At 65.8% G+C, this 19909-nt stretch carries 17 protein-coding genes; 13 read left to right on the top strand and 4 right to left on the bottom strand.

The window, feature by feature from the left end; all coding sequences use genetic code 11:
* Positions 1 to 87: 87 nt before the first annotated feature.
* The 6 genes from F0U63_RS23320 to F0U63_RS23295 all read left to right on the top strand — a co-directional run bounded on the left by F0U63_RS23320 (position 88) and on the right by F0U63_RS23295 (position 7890).
* Positions 88 to 2853 (top strand): AbfB domain-containing protein, encoded by a 2766-nt coding sequence (locus tag F0U63_RS23320; protein WP_395848114.1) that lies wholly within the window; start codon positions 88 to 90, stop codon positions 2851 to 2853.
* Positions 2854 to 3220: 367 nt separating this feature from the next.
* Positions 3221 to 4192: an HNH endonuclease gene (locus F0U63_RS23315; protein WP_395848113.1), complete on the top strand. Its 972-nt coding sequence runs from the start codon at positions 3221 to 3223 to the stop codon at positions 4190 to 4192.
* A gap of 523 nt (positions 4193 to 4715) precedes the next feature.
* Complete coding sequence (locus F0U63_RS23310) at positions 4716 to 5576, top strand: hypothetical protein (protein ID WP_395848112.1); 861 nt, start codon at positions 4716 to 4718, stop codon at positions 5574 to 5576.
* Between the two features lie 3 nt (positions 5577 to 5579).
* Entirely contained in the window at positions 5580 to 6038 is a 459-nt protein-coding gene (locus tag F0U63_RS23305) for an Imm26 family immunity protein (RefSeq protein ID WP_395848111.1), read from the top strand.
* Positions 6039 to 6381: 343 nt separating this feature from the next.
* On the top strand, positions 6382 to 6711 hold the full coding sequence (locus F0U63_RS23300) for a hypothetical protein (RefSeq protein WP_395848110.1): 330 nt from the start codon (positions 6382 to 6384) through the stop codon (positions 6709 to 6711).
* A gap of 720 nt (positions 6712 to 7431) precedes the next feature.
* Positions 7432 to 7890 carry an immunity 26/phosphotriesterase HocA family protein gene (locus F0U63_RS23295; RefSeq protein ID WP_395848109.1) on the top strand — a complete coding sequence of 153 codons (459 nt, stop codon included), beginning with the start codon at positions 7432 to 7434 and terminating at the stop codon, positions 7888 to 7890.
* Positions 7891 to 8057: 167 nt separating this feature from the next.
* On the opposite strand, the gene F0U63_RS23290 is transcribed toward F0U63_RS23295, so the two are convergent.
* Positions 8058 to 8540: a hypothetical protein gene (locus F0U63_RS23290; protein WP_395848108.1), complete on the bottom strand. Its 483-nt coding sequence runs from the start codon at positions 8538 to 8540 to the stop codon at positions 8058 to 8060.
* 114 nt (positions 8541 to 8654) lie between these two features.
* Positions 8655 to 9233, bottom strand: coding sequence for a TetR/AcrR family transcriptional regulator (locus F0U63_RS23285; RefSeq protein ID WP_395848107.1), 579 nt, complete (start codon positions 9231 to 9233; stop codon positions 8655 to 8657).
* A gap of 194 nt (positions 9234 to 9427) precedes the next feature.
* Here F0U63_RS23285 and F0U63_RS23280 point away from each other — a divergent pair, with 194 nt between their 5' ends.
* Entirely contained in the window at positions 9428 to 10480 is a 1053-nt protein-coding gene (locus tag F0U63_RS23280) for a DNA ligase (RefSeq protein ID WP_395848106.1), read from the top strand.
* 153 nt (positions 10481 to 10633) lie between these two features.
* A complete protein-coding gene (locus F0U63_RS23275; RefSeq protein ID WP_395848105.1) occupies positions 10634 to 11371 on the top strand; it encodes an endonuclease/exonuclease/phosphatase family protein in 738 nt (245 codons plus the stop codon).
* A gap of 32 nt (positions 11372 to 11403) precedes the next feature.
* Here the strand turns inward: F0U63_RS23275 and F0U63_RS23270 are convergent, their stop codons facing one another.
* Positions 11404 to 12891, bottom strand: a complete 1488-nt coding sequence (locus F0U63_RS23270; RefSeq protein ID WP_395848104.1) for a bifunctional metallophosphatase/5'-nucleotidase — start codon at positions 12889 to 12891, stop codon at positions 11404 to 11406.
* A gap of 112 nt (positions 12892 to 13003) precedes the next feature.
* On the opposite strand from F0U63_RS23270, the gene F0U63_RS23265 reads away from it, so the two are divergent.
* From F0U63_RS23265 to F0U63_RS23245, 5 genes are all read left to right on the top strand, one after another.
* Positions 13004 to 15190 (top strand): carbohydrate-binding protein, encoded by a 2187-nt coding sequence (locus F0U63_RS23265; RefSeq protein ID WP_395848103.1) that lies wholly within the window; start codon positions 13004 to 13006, stop codon positions 15188 to 15190.
* A 114-nt stretch (positions 15191 to 15304) separates the two neighbouring features.
* Positions 15305 to 16066, top strand: a complete 762-nt coding sequence (locus F0U63_RS23260; protein WP_395848102.1) for a hypothetical protein — start codon at positions 15305 to 15307, stop codon at positions 16064 to 16066.
* An 11-nt stretch (positions 16067 to 16077) separates the two neighbouring features.
* Positions 16078 to 16614 carry a hypothetical protein gene (locus F0U63_RS23255; RefSeq protein ID WP_395848101.1) on the top strand — a complete coding sequence of 179 codons (537 nt, stop codon included), beginning with the start codon at positions 16078 to 16080 and terminating at the stop codon, positions 16612 to 16614.
* 234 nt (positions 16615 to 16848) lie between these two features.
* Entirely contained in the window at positions 16849 to 17943 is a 1095-nt protein-coding gene (locus F0U63_RS23250; protein WP_395848100.1) for a glycoside hydrolase family 76 protein, read from the top strand.
* Between the two features lie 79 nt (positions 17944 to 18022).
* Complete coding sequence (locus tag F0U63_RS23245) at positions 18023 to 18718, top strand: DUF1349 domain-containing protein (protein ID WP_395848099.1); 696 nt, start codon at positions 18023 to 18025, stop codon at positions 18716 to 18718.
* A gap of 116 nt (positions 18719 to 18834) precedes the next feature.
* Here the strand turns inward: F0U63_RS23245 and F0U63_RS23240 are convergent, their stop codons facing one another.
* Positions 18835 to 19872 carry a discoidin domain-containing protein gene (locus tag F0U63_RS23240; RefSeq protein ID WP_395848098.1) on the bottom strand — a complete coding sequence of 346 codons (1038 nt, stop codon included), beginning with the start codon at positions 19870 to 19872 and terminating at the stop codon, positions 18835 to 18837.
* Positions 19873 to 19909 lie beyond the last annotated feature (37 nt).

Genomic DNA, 19909 nt, shown 5'->3' with positions numbered 1-19909 from the left:
TTCATGTAGATTCATGGGAAATCGTGTAAATGGGCACATCCCTGGAGACAGCTGAAATCCCCCTGTCGACTCCGTGGGAAGACACCCATGACCCAACCCTCTCGACGCACACGTCTTGGCGGCACGGCGCTGCGACTGCTGCCCCTGCTTTGTGGCTTGTTCTCGTCCCAGTGGGCCCAGGCCGCCTGGACGCCCAAGACACCACCGCTGACGACGCAGTGGACCTCGCAGGCGACTCCCAGCAACGCCCTGCCGGAATATCCCCGGCCACAGATGGTGCGCGCCGATTGGCAGAACCTCAATGGCGAGTGGCAGTTCGGCAATGCCACCGCGGGCCAGACGCCTCCCTTCGGTCAGAACCTGTCCGAGAGCATTCTCGTTCCCTTCCCCATCGAATCGGCCATCTCCGGCATCAAGCGGCACCAGGACCGGATGTGGTACCGGCGCACCTTCACCGTGCCCTCCACCTGGAGCGGCCGGCGCGTCCAGCTCCACTTCGGCGCCGTGGACTGGGAGGCCACCGTCTACGTCAACCGCCAGCTCGTGGGCTCGCACCAGGGCGGCTTCGACGGCTTCAGCTTCGACATCACCAACTACCTCAACGGGGGCACCAACGAGCTCATCGTTGGTGTCTATGATCCCACCGACGCGGGCGGACAGCCCGTGGGCAAGCAGCGCAACAACCCCAGTGGCATCTTCTACACGGCCGCCTCGGGCATCTGGCAGACGGTGTGGCTCGAGCCCACGCCGTCCGCGAGCATCACCCGCCTGGACATGACGCCGGACGTGGCGGGCTCGGCCCTGCGCCTGACGGTGCGCGGCGCGGGAATCGCCGGCCAGACGATCGAAGCCGTGGCCTTCGATGGCACCACGCAGGTGGGCAGCGCCACCGGCGCCGTGGGCTCGGAGCTCCGCATCCCCGTGCCCAACCCCAAGCTGTGGTCCCCCGACAGCCCCTTCCTCTATGACCTGCGCGTGTCGCTCAAGAGCGGCACCACCGTCGTGGACCAGGTGACGAGCTACTTCGGCATGCGCTCCGTCGGGCTCAAGCTCGTGGGGGGCGTGCTGCGTCCGGTGCTCAACGGCCAGTTCGTCTTCCAGCTCGGCACGTTGGATCAGGGCTACTGGCCGGATGGCATCTACACCGCGCCCACGGACGCGGCGCTCAAGTTCGACATCCAGAAGCACAAGGACCTGGGCTTCAACCTCATCCGCAAGCACATCAAGGTCGAGCCCCAGCGCTGGTTCTACTGGACCGACAAGCTCGGCCTGCTCGTCTGGCAGGACATGCCGCTCATGGCCCTGACCGGACCGTCCACGGCGGCCAAGGCCCAGTTCGAGCGCGAGCTGCGCGAGATGGTGGACGAGCACCGCAGCTCCCCGTCCCTCATCACCTGGGTGGTGCAGAACGAGGGCTGGGGTCAGTACGATCAGGCCCGGCTGGCGGACCTGGTGAAGAGCTGGGATCCCTCGCGGCTCGTGGACAACATGAGCGGCATCAACTGCTGTGGTGCCGTGGACGGTGGCAACGGAGACCTGGCGGACTGGCACGTCTACCAGGGCCCGGGCTCCCCGGTTCCGTCCGCCACGCGCGCGGCGGTGCTGGGTGAGTTCGGCGGCCTGGGCATGCGCATCTCCGGCCACGAGTGGAGCCCCGGCAACGGCTTCGGGTACGGCGAGCTGTACACCACGAGCGCGTCGCTCACCGCGCGCTACCTGGAGCTCATGGCGGGCCAGCGGGCACTGCTCGACAACCCCGGTCTGAGCGCATCCGTCTACACGGAGATCACCGACGTGGAGAACGAGGTGAACGGCCTGTACACCTACGATCGGGCCGTGTTCAAGATGGACTTCAACCAGGTTCGCGCGGCCCATCTGGATCTGATCGCCGCCTCGAAGCTGCTCAACAACAAGGGGCCGCTGCCCGTGGGACAGTTCCGTGCCCTGCAGGTGACGACGCCGGGTTACACCAACCGCTTCGTGCGGCACATCGAGAGCCTGGGCACCACCGAGGTGGTGACCAACACCAGCACCCCCACGCTCAAGCAGGACGCGACCTTCAAGATCGTCGCCGGCCTGGCCGATGCCGCCTGCTACTCGTTCGAGTCGCGCAACTATCCGGGCAGCTACCTGCGCCACTCCAACAGCCGCATCCGCCGGGACGGGCGTGACGGCTCGGCGCTCTTCGATCAGGACGCCACCTTCTGCGCGCGCAACGCGCTGGATGGCTCGGGGAACGTGTCGCTGGAGTCCAAGAACAAGCCCGGCGCCTACATGCGTCACCGCGGGGGCGAGGTCTGGGTGGACGCCCTGGAGAACACCACGGGCTTCCGACAGGACGCGACCTGGGCCATCGCGACGCCGTGGTGGAAGAGCGGCGCGAACGTCCCCACGAACACGTTCCAGTCCTTCCAGGTGACGACGTCGGGCTACACCAACCGCTATCTGCGTCACATCGACAGCCTGGCCAGGACCGAGGTGGTGGACGGAGCCAGCAGCTCGGTGCTCAAGCAGGACGCGACCTTCAAGCTCGTGCCGGGCCTGGCCGAGTCGAGCTGCTACTCGTTCGAGTCACGCAACTTCCCGGGTGAGTACCTGCGGCACATGGGCAGCCGCGTGCGGAGGGATCGCCGCGATGGCTCGGCGATCTTCGACCAGGACGCCACCTTCTGCGCCCAGCCGGGTCTGTCCGGCTCGGGGGTGTCGTTCGAGTCCTTCAACTACCCCGGCCGCTACATCCGCCACTACGCCGCCGAGGTGTGGACGGCCTCGGGCTACGGGAGCACCTGGGATTCGGCCGGCGGCTTCAACGCCGACTCGACCTGGAGCATCGTGGCCCCCTGGGCCCCCTGAGTGACGTTCTCCCGGGGGAGCCCGCGCCTCTCCGCGGGGGCTCCCTCGAGCGGGGTCGAAGCCGGGGCCGGAGGAGAGTCTGCTGGAGTTGAATCACATCTGCGCCGGCCCGGCGTGCGGCTCATGAGGTTCCCATCAGCGCTCCTCACGTCCCGCTCTGCTACCGCATCCTCCCCCAACAGGGCTCCTGGCCTTCCTTTACGTAGGCGATGGGCTTGTCGCATGGAGAAACCACAGGTGCGCAACTGTGCGCAGCAGCGCTTGGTTTCTGGCTCCGGACTCGCAGCTTGGCCAGAAAATGGATCCAACGACGTCGCCGCATCACCCTGTGCGTGGCCCATACAGGGCTGAAACTGGATGGAGCCCAATGCCCACCTGCATTTACTGCAAGGAAAACAAACCTAGCGCAGCCTTCAAAAAGACGGAGCACGTTTTCCCACAGTCATTTGGCAGGTTTCGCGACAACCTGACGCTAAATGACGTTGTCTGCGACGGCTGCAACAAACACTTCGGGGACACCATCGAATTGTACCTCGGCCGCGACACTATCGACGGACTGAACCGGTTCCGGTTCGGATTCCGCGATCCGCAGGATTACAGAACGCTCGGATCGAGAAGCACCCTTACCCATACGATCACATCGGGATTCTTCGCTGGCGCTCGCATCCGCATCACGGGAGTGGATGGCGAACTCTTGCAGCAGCCACTACCCCAAATCGGATTGGCCCAACAGGAGGAGGGTCCCTACAAATGGTATCTGCGCGAGAGCCTGCCCAGCAAAGATGAACTCCGCGCACTCGTCGACGAAGGGTATCGACACATACGCTTCGCAGAAATCAAGGACCCAGAGTCTGTCGTCGCTGACTTAAAGGCGCTCGGAGGCCAGGTTGTAGAGCTGCACGAGTCGAGGCCGGCCGGCTATCGCGGTATCGAGCGTTTCGAGACGCGGACGCGGATGGACACCACATTTCACCGCTGCATCGCCAAGATCGGCTTCAACTATCTCGCCTCTCAGTACGGAGCGGAGACCGCTCGGATGCCGCAGTTCGATGTGGTCCGTCGCTTTATTCGCTACGGAGAGGCGCCACCCAGCCGCAATTGGACTGTCGACGCTCAGCCCATTGTTATCAACAACCCAGGCCATGTCGTGGGCCACACCGTAGCGGTTGCGTGGCACGCCGCGACCGAGACCGTCCTTGCCCAGGTCTCCTTCCATGACCAAGCACGCTACCTGGTGACGCTTTCCGTTGGCGGATTCATCCTCCACCCATTCAAGGGGAGGGGGCACTTCTTCAACTTGTCTTCACTTGAACTCGAACTCCTGACCCCCACTTGGTGAACATGCCGATGCACCCGGCCGTAACATTTCCCCAGCGTTTAGTGCGACGGGGAAGGCCCCCGGTGGGTCCGGGACTGGGGCGCGCACCCAGGTGCTGCCCAACGCCATGGCCGGAGCCTGACGGGCAACATCGCCGCCTCCAGGTCGTGCCAGCCGATCCGCCCCTCACGTTCGCTGTCCCTTGGTTGACTTGGCCGCCCAGCCTCCCTGTAATCCCGCGTGGGGCTCCTCGCGAGCGGAGCCCATACCAGGGAGGCGCTGGGTGCCAAGAGGGGTAGCGCTGCTGACATGTATGTTGCTCGTGGGGTGTAGTAGCGCCTCCCGGAGCGTTCTCCCTGCCACTGGAAAGACAAGGTACTGCGTCTACGTCCCGAGCAGCGACTTTGAGCCGGCAGAACACGGTGGAGCATCTGCCGCCGTGCCTGCGCCGGGTGCGAGTTCGCCGACGGCTCCACTTCCCCCTTCCCCACCACCGCTGAGAGGGCTTCCTGGCGGTGGCGCTGGAGATGGGGTCCCCCGCAGTATGCTCCGCCCGGTGCCGCAAGGCGGCACGACCGCGGCAGGAGCAGGCACTGGCGCTGCGGCAGGAGAAGCTCTGGTCACGGGCGGCGCGGTCGTCGTGGCCGCGGGCAGTGTTCTGCTGCTTTGCTTCACCGTCAAAGCGGTTGTGGACGGGGAGCAGACCCCCATCGACATCGCGGACAGGTTCTACGGCACACACTTCGGTGATGTTTCTGGATGGATTCAAGGCCGGTATCCCCCAAAGGGCGCTGCGCATCCGGCCACCATCGAGATGGAGCTCCTCATTCACCAGTCGCCTGATGGCACGGTGTCAGTAGAGACAAACGCGCCCACGCCCCGACCTGAGTCAGTGTCTTCTCCCCGCGCACCTCCCAGTGGACGGCCAGATGCGGAATCCGCCAGGGAAAGCAAAAAGAAACGCGGCCGTCTCTATGCGACCTACAGGAAGCTCAATGGGGCAACCAACCTCTACTACTCTGGGCGGACCAGCATGGTCGTTGACCTCAGCCTGCCTCTCAGACTCCAGGCACGGTGGGCCATTCAGCTCCGCGACATGAATCATCATGTTGACGAGAACAAAGATCCGAGCGGTGTTTCATTCGATGATGCGCGACTTGATGTATTCGACCTTGGGGCTGCCATCGACTACGGACAGAGGCATGATGACCCAGCCTATTGGCGGATTCGAGGAAGAGAGCAGCAATTGATAGACGTCAGTGGAGGCGCCCAGTCCGACACTGGCAAACCCTATCGAACCGAGAACGTCGTGCGCGCCGTGGCAAAAGACAACCCACGGGGCAAACGTTTTCACGACGCCACCACGATTCGCTGGGGCGAACTTCACCATTACACAGGAGACTAGGGCATGCGGCCAACGCGCAAACCAGGTTCATTCTTGAGAATTCCCCTTCCAGATGGCTCCTTCGGTTATGGAAGAGTTCTTGAATTGCTGTTCGATGCCTTCTACAATTACAGGACCACCGAGCCGGACGCGGACCTGGACAGGATCGCATCCAAGCCCATCCTTTTCAGGATTGCTGTCCGCCAGCCACATCCGAAGTCATGGGAACCCATCGGATGGAGAGAGATTGAAGAGCACCTGACTCAACCCGTTATCCAATTCAGCATGGAAGTGGGACCGCTCCGCCGCTGTACGATTTTCGATAACCTTGGCAATGAGAGAGAGGCTTCCCCAAAAGAATGCATTGGGCTCGAGCCAGACACTGTTTGGGAATCGCACGGTGTCGAAAGACGTCTGCTTGATGCCTTCATGGGACGTCCCAACAGAGTACTAGAGCGCATCAAGAGGGAGTTGGAGCAGTAGAGTGTGCACGAGAAATCCCCCGCCCTTGCGAGACTGAGTGTCGGCGTCCGCGGGCGTGGACCGTGGACACGTTCTCTTGGTACGCGCTAGTAACCCCGCCAACATGACCCTCAAGAAACGGCGGGAGTGGGCCCGAGCCTTCATCGGCGCCAGGCACCACGGGTTCAGCAGGTTGAAGCTCATCCTCTTTTCCATCGCGTGCGCGTGGAAGACAGGGAGCACGGCGCCCTTCGTTGTGGTCTTGCGAGTGGTGCTACGGGTCGAGTCCACTCGAGAGCGGAAGGCGTGGTCGGTGTGGCACATGCCCGCCACGTGGCCTCCGCGTGCGCTGGGGGCTCTCGCCGTGAGCATCGTTCTGTGGGGAGTGCTCGCGCTGCACCCCGAGCCCATCCTCATCGCTCCCCCTCCGGAGTGGCCCATACCCGAGCACACCACCACCGATTGGCTGACGCGTGACGGCGGCGCCATCGCCGTGCCCATGCCCCCGAAGCGCCTGGAGCGGCAGCAGGCCCCTCCGTGCTTGCCACCTCCGGGCGGACAGGTGGAGATCAACGGCGGGTGCTGGTTTGAGATGGTGGGTAGGCCTCCGTGTGGCCAGCTCTACGAGCATGCCGGGAAGTGCTACGTCCCCGTGCGCGAGATACCCAAGCCGCCAACGTCGGTTGACCCATAACTTCCGGGGCTCAATGCCATGGGGAGCAGGGGCCGACGTCTCCTGGAGGGTGAGGACCACGGCGGAGGGCTACACCAACCGCTACCTGCATCATATCGACAGTGTGGACGGCCTCGGGCTACGGGAGCACTTGGGATTCGGCCGGCGGCTTCAACGCCCGACTCGACCTGGAACGTCGTCGCCCCCTGGGCCCCCTGAAGAACCTCTCCCCGAGGGAGCCCTCACCACACCGAGAGGGCTTCCTCAAGCGGGGTCGAAGCCGAGGCCGGAGGAGAGTCTGCTGGAGTTGAATCGCATCTGCACCGGCCAGGCGTGCGGCTCATGAGGTTCCCGTCAGCGCTCCTCACGTCCCGCTCTGCTACCGCATCCTCCCCCCAACAGGGCTCCTGCCCTTCCTATACGTAGGCGATGGGCTTGTCGCATGGGGAAACCACAGGTGCGCAACTGTGCGCAGCAGCGCTTGGTTTCTGGCTCCGGACTCGCCGCTTGGCCAGAATCGACTACGATCAGAGGTATGATGACCCAGCATATTGTCGGATTCGCGGAAGAGAGCAGCAACTGATAGACTTCAGTGGAGGCGCCCGGTCCGACACTGGCAAACCCCATCGAACCGAGAACGTCGTGCGCGCCGTGGCAAAAGACAACCCGCGGGGCAGACGTTTTCACGATGCCGCCACGATTCGCTGGGGCGAACTTCACCGTTACACAGGATACTAGGACATGCGGCCAACGCATAAACCAGGTTCATTCTTGAGGATTCCCCTTCCAGACGGCTCATTCGGCTATGGAAGGGTTCTCGAATTGCATTTCGAAGCCTTCTACAATTACAGGACCACCGAACCGGACGCGGACCTGGATAGGATCGCATCCAAGCCCATCCTTTTCAGGGTTATGGTCCGCTCTCCATACTCGAAGTCATGGGAACTCATCGGATGGAGAGAGATTGAAGAGCACCTGACTCAACCCATTACTCAATTCAGAATGGAAGTGGGACCGCTCCGCCGCTGTACGATTTTCGATAGCATCGGCAATTCGAGAGAGGCGACCCCAAAAGAATGCATTGGGCTCGAGCCAGCCACTGTTTGGGAATCGCACGGTGTCGAAAGACGTCTGCTTGATGCCTTCATGGGACGTCCCAACAGAGTACTAGAGCGCATCAAGAGGGAGCTGGAGCCGTAGAGTGTGCCCTCCGCATACTGAGTGTCGGCGTCACGAGCATGCCGGGAAGTGCTACGTCCCCGTGCGCGAGATACCCAGGCCGCCAACGTCGGTTGACCCGTAACTTCCGGGGCTCACGGGGGCGGAATACTCGTCCGTTCCCGGCTCGCCGGTAACGGAACTCGAAGCTAGACGGCCCTCTCGCTCCCGCGCAGCTTGAACACCTGGTAGCTCGACCCCAACAGGAAGAGGAGCAGCAAGCCGAGCAGGCTCCTCTGCACGAGCGGTGACTCCGGACCCGAGGCCAGGGGTTGGCCGACGGGCAGGCGGGTCAGGGTCTCGTTGACTCCAGGCACCAGCAGAAGCAGGAAGCTCGCGGAGAACGTGAGCGTGCGCACATAGGGGAGGGCTCGCCCGAGTCCTCGAATCTTCCCCGCCACGGCTCCCGCCAGCATCAATCCCAGGGCCAGCAGGCCCAGCGCGTGCCCCGGATTGAAACCGCCCCGGCTCGACAAGCCGAAGGACGTCACGATGGAGGCCACCATGGTGGCCGTGTACAGCTTGCCAATCCGGTTGCGCGGATCGATCTGCCCGTCACGCGCGAACGCGAGCACTCCGAGGACGAGGGGAACGACGCTGATCACGGTATGCACGAGGCCAAGGGTCGACATGGAGGAGCTCATTGCGCTTTCCTTCGAGGACAACGGGGATGAATGGACTTCTACCGACTAGTTGATAGACAGACGGGACAAACGAAAGGAGCAGGCGAGGCGCTGCCCGGAGACTCAGGTCCTGGTTTGGAGGAGGCGAAGCGCCTCGGTCGTCACCGAGCTGAAGACCATCCACTCTCCCGAGGCTCGCGCGGCCAGCATGGCGCCATGGATCGTGGCCATGAAGAGTTCGGCTTCCAGTGCGGCCGTGCGCCCGAAAGCGAGACTGCCCCGGCGCCGGCCTTCCTCCAGGGTCTTGGCCAACCACCCCGCGAGTTCTCGGAAATGGTCCCGGACCTCGGCCCCCACCTCCTCGGGGAGCGTCGGCATCTCGGCGGCGAGCAATGCGCACACACAAAAGGGCGTCGTCTTCTCCCGGATGCAGGTCTCCCAATAGGAGACATACGCCTTCAACTGCCCGAGCGGGTCGGGCACCATCTGGCCAAGGTGGGTGAACGACAGGCGGATGTTCTCGCGGTACCTCACCACCACGTCCCTCGCCAACATCGCCTTGCTCGGAAAATGGTGGTGGATGGTGGGCTTGCTGATCTTCACGACCTCCGCGATGTCCGCGTAGCTGAAGCCGCTGTACCCGCGCTCCATCATGATCGCCTGGGCTGCGTCGAGGATGCGGTCCGCTGTCGTGGCGTTCATGCCGACTATCTACCAACTAGTCGAACGAGGCGCAAGCCGAGACATCCACCCACATGACCGTGAGGAAGGCACCGTCCGAACCCCACTCCGTCGAGCCTTGACGTCCGAGGTCGCTCCCCGGCATCGCCCAGACAAGTCCTCCGCTCACGACGGACGGGGCGGCTACGCTTGCCACCTCACGTGGGGAGGACATCGTGGCGGACATCGCGGACGGCGAGCAGGTCGAGGTGAAGGGGTCGGGGAAGAAGCCGTACATCTTGAAGAACACCGGCGGCGTGTACTCGTGCACCTGCCCGGCCTGGCGCAACCAGTCGGTGGGCATCGAGCGCCGTACCTGCAAACACCTGCGCAAGGTGCGCGGCGATGAGGCCGAGAACACCCGGCTGGGCACCCTCGCCGAGTCGGCCCCCCTTCCCTCCCGGGAAGGCGATTCGGATGCTCCCGGTGTCACCGCCCCTCCCCTGCTGCTCGCGCACCCGTGGGAGAACGACGTCGAGCTGACGGGCTGGTGGATGAGCGAGAAGCTCGATGGGGTGCGCGCGTACTGGGACGGCAAGCAATTCCTGTCACGCCAGGGCAATCCCTTCCTCGCGCCCGAGTGGTTCACCGCGCGGCTGCCCGACTTCCCGCTCGACGGCGAGCTGTTCGGCGGGCAGCGCAAGTTCCAGCACACGGTGAGCGTCGTGCGGCGGCAGGACCGCAGCGACGCGTGGAAGACCCTGGCCTTCGTCATCTTCGACGCGCCGGGCGTGGATGCGCCCTTCGAGGAGCGGCTCGCGCGCTGCCAGCGCTACGTGGAAGACATGGCCCCCCCGTATGCCAGGTGGTTGCCGCACGAGCCGTGCCGGGACGTGGCGCACCTGCGCGCGGAGCTGGCCCGGGTGGAGGCGCTCGGGGGCGAGGGCTTGATGCTCCGCCAGCCGGGCTCGCGCTACGAAGCGGGGCGCTCGCCCACGCTGCTCAAGGTGAAGAGCTTCAAGGACGACGAAGCGCTCGTCGTGGGCCATGTGGCCGGAGCCGGCCGGCACAAGGGCCGGATGGGCGCGCTGGAGGTGGAGCTGCGCGACGGCACCCGGTTCTCCGTCGGCACGGGCTTCTCGGACCAGGAGCGCCGGGAGCCACCGGCGGTGGGAACCCTCATCACCTTCCGCTATCAGGAGCTCACCGACGGCGGCGTGCCCCGCTTCCCCTCGTACGTGGGCGTGCGCGTCGACGCCGAGCCCTTCCCGCCCGCGGCCCGGCGCTGAGTCTCGGGGCGGCTGACAGCCTCGCCTCGGGGGGAGGCGCGCCGGGACTCCGTAGAACGAGCCAGACACTTCGGGTGGCACGATAAAACAGCAAAACCAGCCTATTCATTTTAAACAGGAAAACTGATAGGAGGCACCCAGGAGGAGTTCCCCATGCTCGAAATCCTGTCGTCGGCCGTCCTCGGTCTGCTCCTCTCCCTGGGAGTCATGCCCTCCACTCCCCCGAAGCGCGTGGAGGCGCTCGCGGTCACGACGACCACCATCGCGACCCACAACACCCTGCACGGGAGCGCGAACCTCAAGCCGCTCGCGGACGTCATCGGCTGGCAGGAGGTGGACACCGACGAAGGCCATTCCAAGCTCGGCGCGCTCGAGTACTACGACCACTACCGTCCTGGCGCGAATCGGCTCGACGCCCGCAACTCGATCGCCATCTCGTGGCGCAAGAACAAGTACGAGAAGACGGGAGATGGCTCCCGGCTCACGCACGGCGGGGATGAAGGGGTGACGCCCGCGCGATTCGTGAACTGGGTGGTGCTCAAGAACAAGGACACCGGTGCGAAGCTGGCGTTCATCAACACCCATTACATCTCCGGCGCCTGGAACGGTGAGCACCCCGAGCGCCAGGAGCGCTGGCGGACGCACAACGCCGTGGTGCGCGAGGTCGTCGCGGAACTGCTCTCGCGGGGGCTGCCCGTCGTCCTGGTGGGCGACTTCAACCGCCAGCTCTCGCAGGACATCCCAGGGATGAACCACCTGCGGACGGCGGGGGTCGACGGCGTGCCCATCGACCAGATCTACGTCCGCCAGGGCATCGGCACCGGTCCCGCCGAGCGCCTGGAGAAGTATGGCTCCGACCACTTCGCCTACACCACGACCGTGCAGTACTGACCCGCGGCGCGCCCGCGGCCCGGCGCTGAGGCTCAGGGCCTGTCCGTGGACAGCGCCCCCGCGAGCAGCGATTGCGAGTCCCACGCGGTGCGCTGGGGCGAGGCCGCCCGGGCCCAGGCCTCCTTGTAGCCCGGCGCCACGAACGCCTGGAAATCCGTCGTCGCCACGCGGTAGGTGCGCTCGGGCCGCACGGGCTCGAAGCCCGACCCGGGCGTCGCGGGGTTCACCAGCACCCGCAGATCCTCCACCCGGCCCTGGCGCACCGTGTAGCGCACCCCACTGGACTGACTGTAGGAATCCGAGCCTCGCTTGGACTCGCTCAGCTCCACCCACTCCCGGATCTGGGCCCCCGTCATCCGCGCCGTCACCAGCGTGTTGCGGTACGGGAAGGCCGCGAAGAAGGTCTCCGCCACCACCGGTCCCGAGGGCAGCCCCGCCCGGAAGGTCGAGGCCGTCGCGAAGAAAGCATGCGCCCCCACCGTCCGGCGCCACACCTCGGTGGCCCAGGTGCCCACCTCGGAGGGGCCCGTGGTGACGCCATCGTCTCGCAGCGGCGTCCCCCTTCGGCCCATCTCCACGAAGAGCTCCGGGCGCTCCGCCACGAGCGCCGCTTGCAACCGCGCCACCTCCGCCGCCGTCCGCGGATCCTCCGGCTTCGAGGCATCCATCTTCACCAGGCCCCCCTCCACCCCCACGAGCCGCCCGGCCTGGAAGCGCAGCCGCACCTCGGACAGGTAGGTGAGGTACTGGTAGGGCGACACGAGGTACGTCTCCGTTCCCGGCAACCGCCGCAGCCCTTCCTTCTCGTGCGAGTGCGAGCCGAGGATGAGATCGATTCCCGGCACGGCCCGGGCCAGGGCCATGTCGGCCTCGCGCTGCTGGTGGCCGATGAGGACCACGGCGGCCACGCGCTCCCGGTTGCGCAAGGCGTCCACCACGCCGCGCGCCGTGGCCGTCGCATCCGTCCACCGCGTTCCCACGGGCAGGTGCTCGGGCTTCACCAGATGCTGCATGTCCGGCCCCGCCACGGCGAAGAGCCCCACGCGCACACCCCCCACCTCACGCACCACGTAGGGACGACCGTCCACCTGGAAATAGGGCAGGCCGTTCGCGCCGAGCAGGTTGGCGCTGAGCACCGGGTAGGTGATGGAGGCCCGGCAGCGCGCGAAGGCCTCGGCGCCGTAGTCCAGGTCGTGGTTGCCGAGCGCCATCACATCCACCACCCCGTTGAACCACGGCCACTCCACGCACCCGTACACGTCGCTCCACGTGGGCACGCCCCGGTTCACCATGTCGCCCCCGGAGACCACCAGCGTGTCCGGCCTGGCCCTGGCCGCGCGCAGGTAGGCCATCGCCCGCGCCACCCCGCCCTGCCCCGGCTCGCCTTCCGAGAACATGGGCAGCGCGTGCGAGTGGTAGTCCGCCATCCCCACCAGCGTCACCGTGCGCGTCGTCTGACAGGCGCTCAGCCACAACAGGCTCGTGAGGACGAGGAGGCGCTTCGAGATGGGATGGGTCATGGGATTCATCTTGTTTTTCATGTTTTACTTTATTTGCACACATAGCTTATAACGAGTGGCCCGCCTCGGTGAGCGACTGCTTCCCCCCTCCCTCGCTTTCCCCCGCCCCCACATGAATCCCAAGAAACTATTGGTCTGCCTCGCGGCACTGGCCCTCCTGCCCGAGGCTTCCCATGCCCAGCGTAGGATGGAAAAACTGGACAGGGGCGTCGTCGCCCTCCGTAACAACGCCACCGCCACCTGGGTGAGCTGGCGCGTCCTCGGCCTCGACGCGGCATCCACCACCTACAATCTCTACCGCTCCACCAATGGCGGCGCGGCGGTGAAGGTGAATGCGACGCCGCTGACGGTCAGCAACTACACGGACACCTCGGCACCCTCGGCCAGCGCCTACACCTATTACGTCCGGCCCGTCGTCGGCGGCGTCGAGCAGGCCCCGAGCATCCCCTACACCCTCCCCGCCAACGGCTCGTTTGAGATGGCCTATCGCATCCCCATCCGCGGCCTGCCCAACCACAGCGTCGGCTTTGTCTGGGTCGGAGACCTCGACGGTGATGGCGAGTATGATTTCGTCCTCGACCGGCGGCCCAGCCTCGCCACCGACACCCAGAAGCTCGAGGCCTACACCCGCACCGGCACCCCGCTCTGGGTTATCGATCTCGGCCCCGGCAGCCTCGACCGTGACAACATCGAGCCGGGTCCTTCCGTGGTCGACGTCGGCCATTGGGACGGCGTGACGGTCTACGACCTCGACGGCGACGGCCGCGCCGAGGTCATCCTCCGCTCCGCCGACGGCGTCGTCTTTGGCAACGGCACCACCCTCTCCGGCCTCGGCACCAACGCACAGGCCATCTCCGTCATCAACGGCCTCACCGGCGCCGAGCGCGCCCGCGCCGTCATCCCGAAGGACTACATCGCCGACGGCCCCATGGCCGCCCACCTCGGCATCGGCTACCTCAACGGCACCACACCGAGCATCGTCGCCAAGCTCAAGAACCGCGTCGGTTCCGGCGGCTTCAACCTCATGGTGCTCGCCTACGACTTCGCCGCCAACAACAGCCTGACCCAGAAGTGGAAGTGGCTGCGCACGGGCGCGCTCGCCGACTTCCACCAGTTCCGCATCTTCGACGTGGATCGCAACGGCACCGACGAGGTCTGCGATGGCGGCTACGTGCTCAACGGCGACGGCACCTTGCGCTACAAGGTCGGCCTCGACAACCCCAACGTCGTCCACGGCGACCGATTCCATATCGGGGATCTCAACCCCTCGCGCCCGGGCCTCGAAGGCTTCGCGATCCAGCAGGACAACCCGAACAAGCTGCTCTACCTGGTCTATGACGCCGCCACCGGCGCCACGATCCGCCCCCACTACGGCGAGAATGTCGAGGACACCGCCCGCGGTGTCGTCGCCGACATCGACCCCTCCACTCCCGGCATGGAGTACTGGTCCTTCCACGGCTACCACCGCATCGACACCGGCGCGGTCGTGAACTCCACCACGCCCTACCCGAACTTCCGCATCTGGTGGGACGGCGACGTGCTGAGCGAGACGCTCAACGACGGAAAAGTGGAGAAATGGGATGCCGTGAGCAGTGGGACCAGCCGCCTCTTCACCGTCGGCAGCAGCACCAGTAGCGGCGTCGCTGGCCGCACCGGCGACCGCGGCGCGCCCTTCTTCTACGGCGATATCATCGGCGACTGGCGCGAGGAGATCATCTCCACCAACGCCGACGGCACGCAGCTCATCATCTGCCACACCAAGAGCCCCACCTCCACCCGCCTCTACACCCTGGCGCACAATCCCGCCTACCGCATGGCGATGACGGTCAAGGGCTACATGCAATCCCATCAGCCCGACTACTTCCTGGGCAATGGCATGAGCACGCCCCCCACACCGAACATCAGCTACGTGCCCCTCGTACTCCAAGCCGAGCTCAACACCACCGTCGGCGGTGGCGCCTCCATCACCAACGACCGGGCCGGCTACACGGGCAGCGGGTTCGCCGATTTCAATACCACTGGCGGCTATGTGGAGTGGACCCGTGTCAACGGCGCTGGTGGCGGCGCCACCCCACTCACCCTGAGGTTCCGCTTCGCCAACGGCAGCGGCACCAATCGCACGGGCCAGCTCACCGTCAACGGCGTCAGCCAGTCGATTACCTTCCCCTCCACGGGCGGGTGGACCAACTGGAGCACGCTCGACGTGAACGTTGGCCTCAACGCCGGCGCCACCAACACCGTGCGTCTCCAGTCAAACGGCCAGGGCCTCGCCAACATCGACTCCCTCTCCGTCCCCTGAGCCCGGCAACTCCGGCCCGACGCCATGCGCACCTCCCCGCCACTCCGAGCCCTGCTCGTGCTCGCCGCTCTGGCGATCCCCTTGGCAGGCGGCCTATCGCTCCGGCGTCCAGCCTTGGCTTCCCGGCAGGCCGCTCCGTTTTCGCCGGAGCGGCCTGTTGCGCCCGCTCCGCTTTCGCCGGAGCGGCCTGTTCCGCCACCTGACCACGCCCTTTCCCTGTCGGCGCCCCCACAGCGCCCATCTCAGCCCATCCCTGACTTCGCCACTGTCCTCGCCACCGGTGAACGCGGTGACTACGCCGCCGCCATCCGCCTCGCGGCCACGCTGCCCGAGGATCAACGCGGCCCCGCCCTCGCCACCCTCTTTGGCCGCTGGGCGAGCCAAGACCGAAGCGGCGCGGCCAACGCGGCACTCGCCCTCGCCGACACCCTGGCACGCGACATCGCCTGGAGCGCCGTCGTCCAGCAATGGGCTCCCGCCGACCCCGCATCCCTCGCCGCCTATGCGAGCGACCTGCCTCCGGGAGCGGTGCGCAACATCGCCTTGGAGTCATCTCTCGGCCACTGGCTCGAACGCGACCTCCCCGCCGCGATCGCCTGGGTCGAGGCCCTTCCCTCTTCCCCCGAAGACGATGTCATCGTCGCGCGCATCGCTCAGCATCCCGGCCTCATCGGCCCGCAGCCCGAGCTCGCCATCGCGTGGGCCGAGGCCATCCGAGATCCCATCCTCCGCTCCCGCACCCTCGGCACCGTCGTCCGAGAATGGCGCGACATCGATCCCGCCGCCGCCGAGCACTACGCCCGTACCAGCCCCGAGCTCACGCCTGGCGAACGCGAAGACATCCTCGTCGGCGAACGCTTCACCCCTCACCCCTGAACCACTCCCCCATGCTCCGCCGCCTCGCCCTGGTTCTCTTCGCCTGCACCTGCCTCTCCTCCACCGCGCACGCCCACGATCCTTTTCTCGCCGAGATCGAAACCGAGTCCACCGCCGACACCCTCGTGCTCCGCGTGCTGCTCGCGCGCTCCGTCGCCGCTCATCTCGCCGGCCTCACCCCCAACCCCCGCGTCTATTTCGCGCCCGCTGATTTCGCCGCCCGCCAGGCGAACTTCGACCGCATCGCCAAAGGCCTCTGCCACATCCGCGTCAACGATCGGCCCCTCGAACCCAAGAAGACCGAGGCCGTGCTCTCCCAGGACAAGGAAGAGGTTGTCTTCACCCTCACCTACCCGCGTCCCACCGCGACGAAAGTGCGGCTCGAGTGCGGCTGGCTCTCCCGTCTGCCCCAAGGCTACGCCGCCTCGGCTCCCCTTCGCGCCGGCTCGGAAGCGACCGCCACCGACTCACTCCGATTGACCGCCGCAACCCCCTCTGGCGACCTGCACCTCGGCCCCGCGCCGGCCCCCGCATCCTCCGCTCCATGAAACCTCGCGCTGCCCCCCGGGCACCGGGAGTGCAGCAGGTACCCAGGGGCCCCCCAGAGCGCGGGGCGTTGGGCCAAGGCAGTGGCTGCTGTGGCTGCTACCTGGCTGTCTTCACGAGATGTGTGCACCCTCCTGACCTTCCAGGCCGCTTTCCCTTTTATTTCCGGTAAAAATGGTTTAGTTGGACTTAACCTCCAGATTAGGAGGTCCCGACAACCGAAGGAGGAAGCCTACATGAACTCGCGGCTCTTGAATGGCCTGGTCGCGGCCGTGGTCGTGGCGTCCGCACCCAGTGCACTCGCGCTCAGCCCGACGGAGAAGAACCTGGCGTTCGACTCCTACAACAACGCCTTCTATGTGGCGAACGGCGGCAACGGCTACTACGTGGTCGACACGAACCGGGGCGCGCCGAGCCGGTTCGACTTCTGGCGGGTCTGCGAGCAGATCGAGGCGGCCGAGGATGCCTATGAGCGCACGCGCAACCCGGTCCACCGCGACCTCGTCTTCTCCCTGCTCAACGGGCTGAACAACGTGGTCAGCCGCACCACGGACTTCGCGTCGTGGAACGAGTACAACGACGACGTCATGTGGGCGGTCATCGCCCTGACGCGCGGCTATGAGATCACCGGCCACCGTCCGTTCCTGGATCAGGCGCAATGGCAGTTCAACAAGATCTGGGACCGTGCTTGGGACAGCCAGCTGGGCGGAGGCCTGTGGTGGCGCACGGACAAGAAGACCAAGAACGCGTGCGTGAATGGCCCGGCCGCCATCGCCGCGATGCTGCTCGCGCGCAACACGGTGAACACGGGCTATCGGGCGCAGGCGGATCAGATCTTCAACTGGCTGCGCGCCACGCTGGTCAACCCCTCGACCGGCCAGGTGGCCGATCACATCGAGGCCAACGGCAACAAGGTCTGGTGGGCCTTCACCTACAACCAGGGCACCTTCGCGGGCGCGTCGACGCTGCTCTACCAGGCCACGGGCAACACGAGCTACCGCGATGTGGCCGGGCTGGCGGTGAACTGGACCCGCCGCAACCTCACGGGCCAGCACATCGCCGACATCCTCAATGACGAGTACGACGCCAACGGGGGCCACGGTGACACCGCCGGCTTCAAGGGCATCTTCGTGCGGTGGGCGGGCAAGTGGGCCGGCGCGGCCAATGACGCGTCCATCAAGAGCTGGCTGGTCAACAACTCCAACACGGCCTGGGCGTACCGGAACTCGTCCGGCGTGATGTGGGGCCAGTGGTGGCGGCGCACCCCGGACAACTACGTCACGTCCTGGGAGTCGAGCCCCGGTCTCGCGGTCACGCAGATTCCGTACTGAGGCGCAGCGTGCCCATTGGCTGGTGTATAGAGACGCGCACCGCGAGTGGGATGGCGGTGCGCGGACATGGAGGCATTGAATGGGCTCGAAGCGATTCGGACGAAGGACGATCCTCGGCGCGGGTGTGGGTGCATTGCTGGTGCCGACGATCGTCGAGAAGGCCGTGGCCGCGCCATCGGCTGGCAAGGGAGCGGGAACGACGATGGACGACGGAATCTGGTTGAACGAACCGAAGGTATGGAAGCGGGCCGATGGCGTCCTCGAGGTGACGACGGACAAGTCGACCGACTTCTGGCGTGAGACGCACTATGGCTTCACGCGCGACTCCGGCCATTTCCTGGGTGTTCGCACGGGCGCCAGCTTCACGGCGCAGCTTCGCGTCGAGGCGGCCTATGAGCAGTTGTATGACCAGGCCGGCATCATGGTGCGCGTCGACAACCGGCGCTGGGTCAAGGCGGGCATCGAGATGTCCGATGGCCAGGCGATGCTGAGCAGCGTGCTGACGAATGGCAAGTCGGATTGGGCGACGGGGCCCTATGCACACGACTCCCGCTCGTTCTGGATGCGCGCGACGGTGGCCAAGGGGGTGCTGCGGTTGCAGGTGTCGGCCGATGGCAAGACGTGGCCGTTGGTCCGGCTCGCGCCGTTCCCGGAGGCAGCGTCCTACCAGGTGGGACCGATGTGCTGTACGCCGGAGCGGGCGGGGCTGAGCGTGCGTTTCTCGGAGTTCCGCCTCACGCCTCCGCTCGGCAAGGATCTGCACGACCTGACCTGACGGCCCGGCTCGTGGCCGTCCACGAAGAAAGAAAACCCCGGTCGCCAGAGGGCGCCCGGGGCTTCGAGGCTGTTCCACCCAGGTGATGCATCATCCCCGTACGCGGGGAGGAGGCCTCACTTGCAGCCGAGGAAATCGAGGTGGCCCATGGAGATGGTCTCGATGCCGGTGCGGGTGTCGTTGTCGTCGGTGATGTTCACGCGGTACTTGCTGTAGCTGCCAGGCGTGGTGACCGTGTACTCGCGCCGCTCGAAACCCGGCCAATTGGCCTGCGCGGTGCGGGTATCGACCACGACCCACGCGCCGCCATTCCACCCCTCGAGCGTCCAGTCCCTGGGGGCCCGCGTGGTGATGGAACCATTGGCGTACGTGATGGCGTAGCGGGTGATGGTCCGGGGCGCATCCAGCCACTCGTAGCCAATCCACGCCGGGGTCTGCCCCACCTGGGAAATCCACATGGACGAGCTGTTGCCGTCGAACGCCTGCCACGCCTCGTACGACGAGCTATAGGCCCCCGAACGCGTCACACTGCCGCCAGACGTGGTCGCGCCGCTCAGGACCGGCACCTGGCTGGTGGGCGTCACGCACTCCCCACAATAGAAGAGCTCGAGCCGGCCGATGGAGATGGTCTCGATGCCGGTGCGGGTGTCGTTGTCGTCGGTGATGTTCACGCGGTACTTGCTGTAGCTGCCAGGCGTGGTGACCGTGTACTCGCGCCGCTCGAAACCCAGCCAGTTGGCCTGCGCGGTGCGGGTATCGACCACGACCCACGCGCTGCCATTCCACCCCTCGAGCGTCCAGTCCCTGGGGGCCCGCGTGGTGATGGAACCATTGGCGTACGTGATGGCGTAGCGGGTGATGGTCCGGGGCGCATCCAGCCACTCGTAGCCAATCCACGCCGGGGTCTGCCCCACCTGGGAAATCCACATGGACGAGCTGTTGCCGTCGAACGCCTGCCACGCCTCGTACGACGAGCTATAGGCCCCCGAACGCGTCACACTGCCGCCAGACGTGGTCGCGCCGCTCAGGACCGGCACCTGGCTGGCGCCGCAGTCGAGTTGCTGAGTGCTGGCCTGGAACTCCGCCTCGCCCCCAACGCCATCGCTCTCATTTCCCTGACACCCCAGCGTGGTGAACAGAAGAAGGGCGCTCATCAGACGGATGCTGCGTTCAGACTTCAGAAACTGCATA

The organism is Cystobacter fuscus (assembly GCF_044360685.1).
Lineage (GTDB): Bacteria > Myxococcota > Myxococcia > Myxococcales > Myxococcaceae > Cystobacter > Cystobacter fuscus_C.
Note: the sequence above shows the minus strand (reverse complement) of the source record. Positions and strands in the feature narration are given on the sequence as shown.

Coding starts and splice junctions, on each gene's coding strand:
- F0U63_RS23285 (WP_395848107.1), bottom strand. CDS start 9,233: ATGAACGCCACGACAGCGGACCGCATCCTCGACGCAGCCCAGGCGATC.
- F0U63_RS23250 (WP_395848100.1), top strand. CDS start 16,849: ATGAACTCGCGGCTCTTGAATGGCCTGGTCGCGGCCGTGGTCGTGGCG.
- F0U63_RS23290 (WP_395848108.1), bottom strand. CDS start 8,540: ATGTCGACCCTTGGCCTCGTGCATACCGTGATCAGCGTCGTTCCCCTC.
- F0U63_RS23255 (WP_395848101.1), top strand. CDS start 16,078: ATGCTCCGCCGCCTCGCCCTGGTTCTCTTCGCCTGCACCTGCCTCTCC.
- F0U63_RS23275 (WP_395848105.1), top strand. CDS start 10,634: ATGCTCGAAATCCTGTCGTCGGCCGTCCTCGGTCTGCTCCTCTCCCTG.
- F0U63_RS23310 (WP_395848112.1), top strand. CDS start 4,716: ATGCTCCGCCCGGTGCCGCAAGGCGGCACGACCGCGGCAGGAGCAGGC.
- F0U63_RS23320 (WP_395848114.1), top strand. CDS start 88: ATGACCCAACCCTCTCGACGCACACGTCTTGGCGGCACGGCGCTGCGA.
- F0U63_RS23315 (WP_395848113.1), top strand. CDS start 3,221: ATGCCCACCTGCATTTACTGCAAGGAAAACAAACCTAGCGCAGCCTTC.
- F0U63_RS23265 (WP_395848103.1), top strand. CDS start 13,004: ATGAATCCCAAGAAACTATTGGTCTGCCTCGCGGCACTGGCCCTCCTG.
- F0U63_RS23245 (WP_395848099.1), top strand. CDS start 18,023: ATGGGCTCGAAGCGATTCGGACGAAGGACGATCCTCGGCGCGGGTGTG.
- F0U63_RS23270 (WP_395848104.1), bottom strand. CDS start 12,891: ATGACCCATCCCATCTCGAAGCGCCTCCTCGTCCTCACGAGCCTGTTG.
- F0U63_RS23240 (WP_395848098.1), bottom strand. CDS start 19,872: ATGAGCGCCCTTCTTCTGTTCACCACGCTGGGGTGTCAGGGAAATGAG.
- F0U63_RS23305 (WP_395848111.1), top strand. CDS start 5,580: ATGCGGCCAACGCGCAAACCAGGTTCATTCTTGAGAATTCCCCTTCCA.
- F0U63_RS23295 (WP_395848109.1), top strand. CDS start 7,432: ATGCGGCCAACGCATAAACCAGGTTCATTCTTGAGGATTCCCCTTCCA.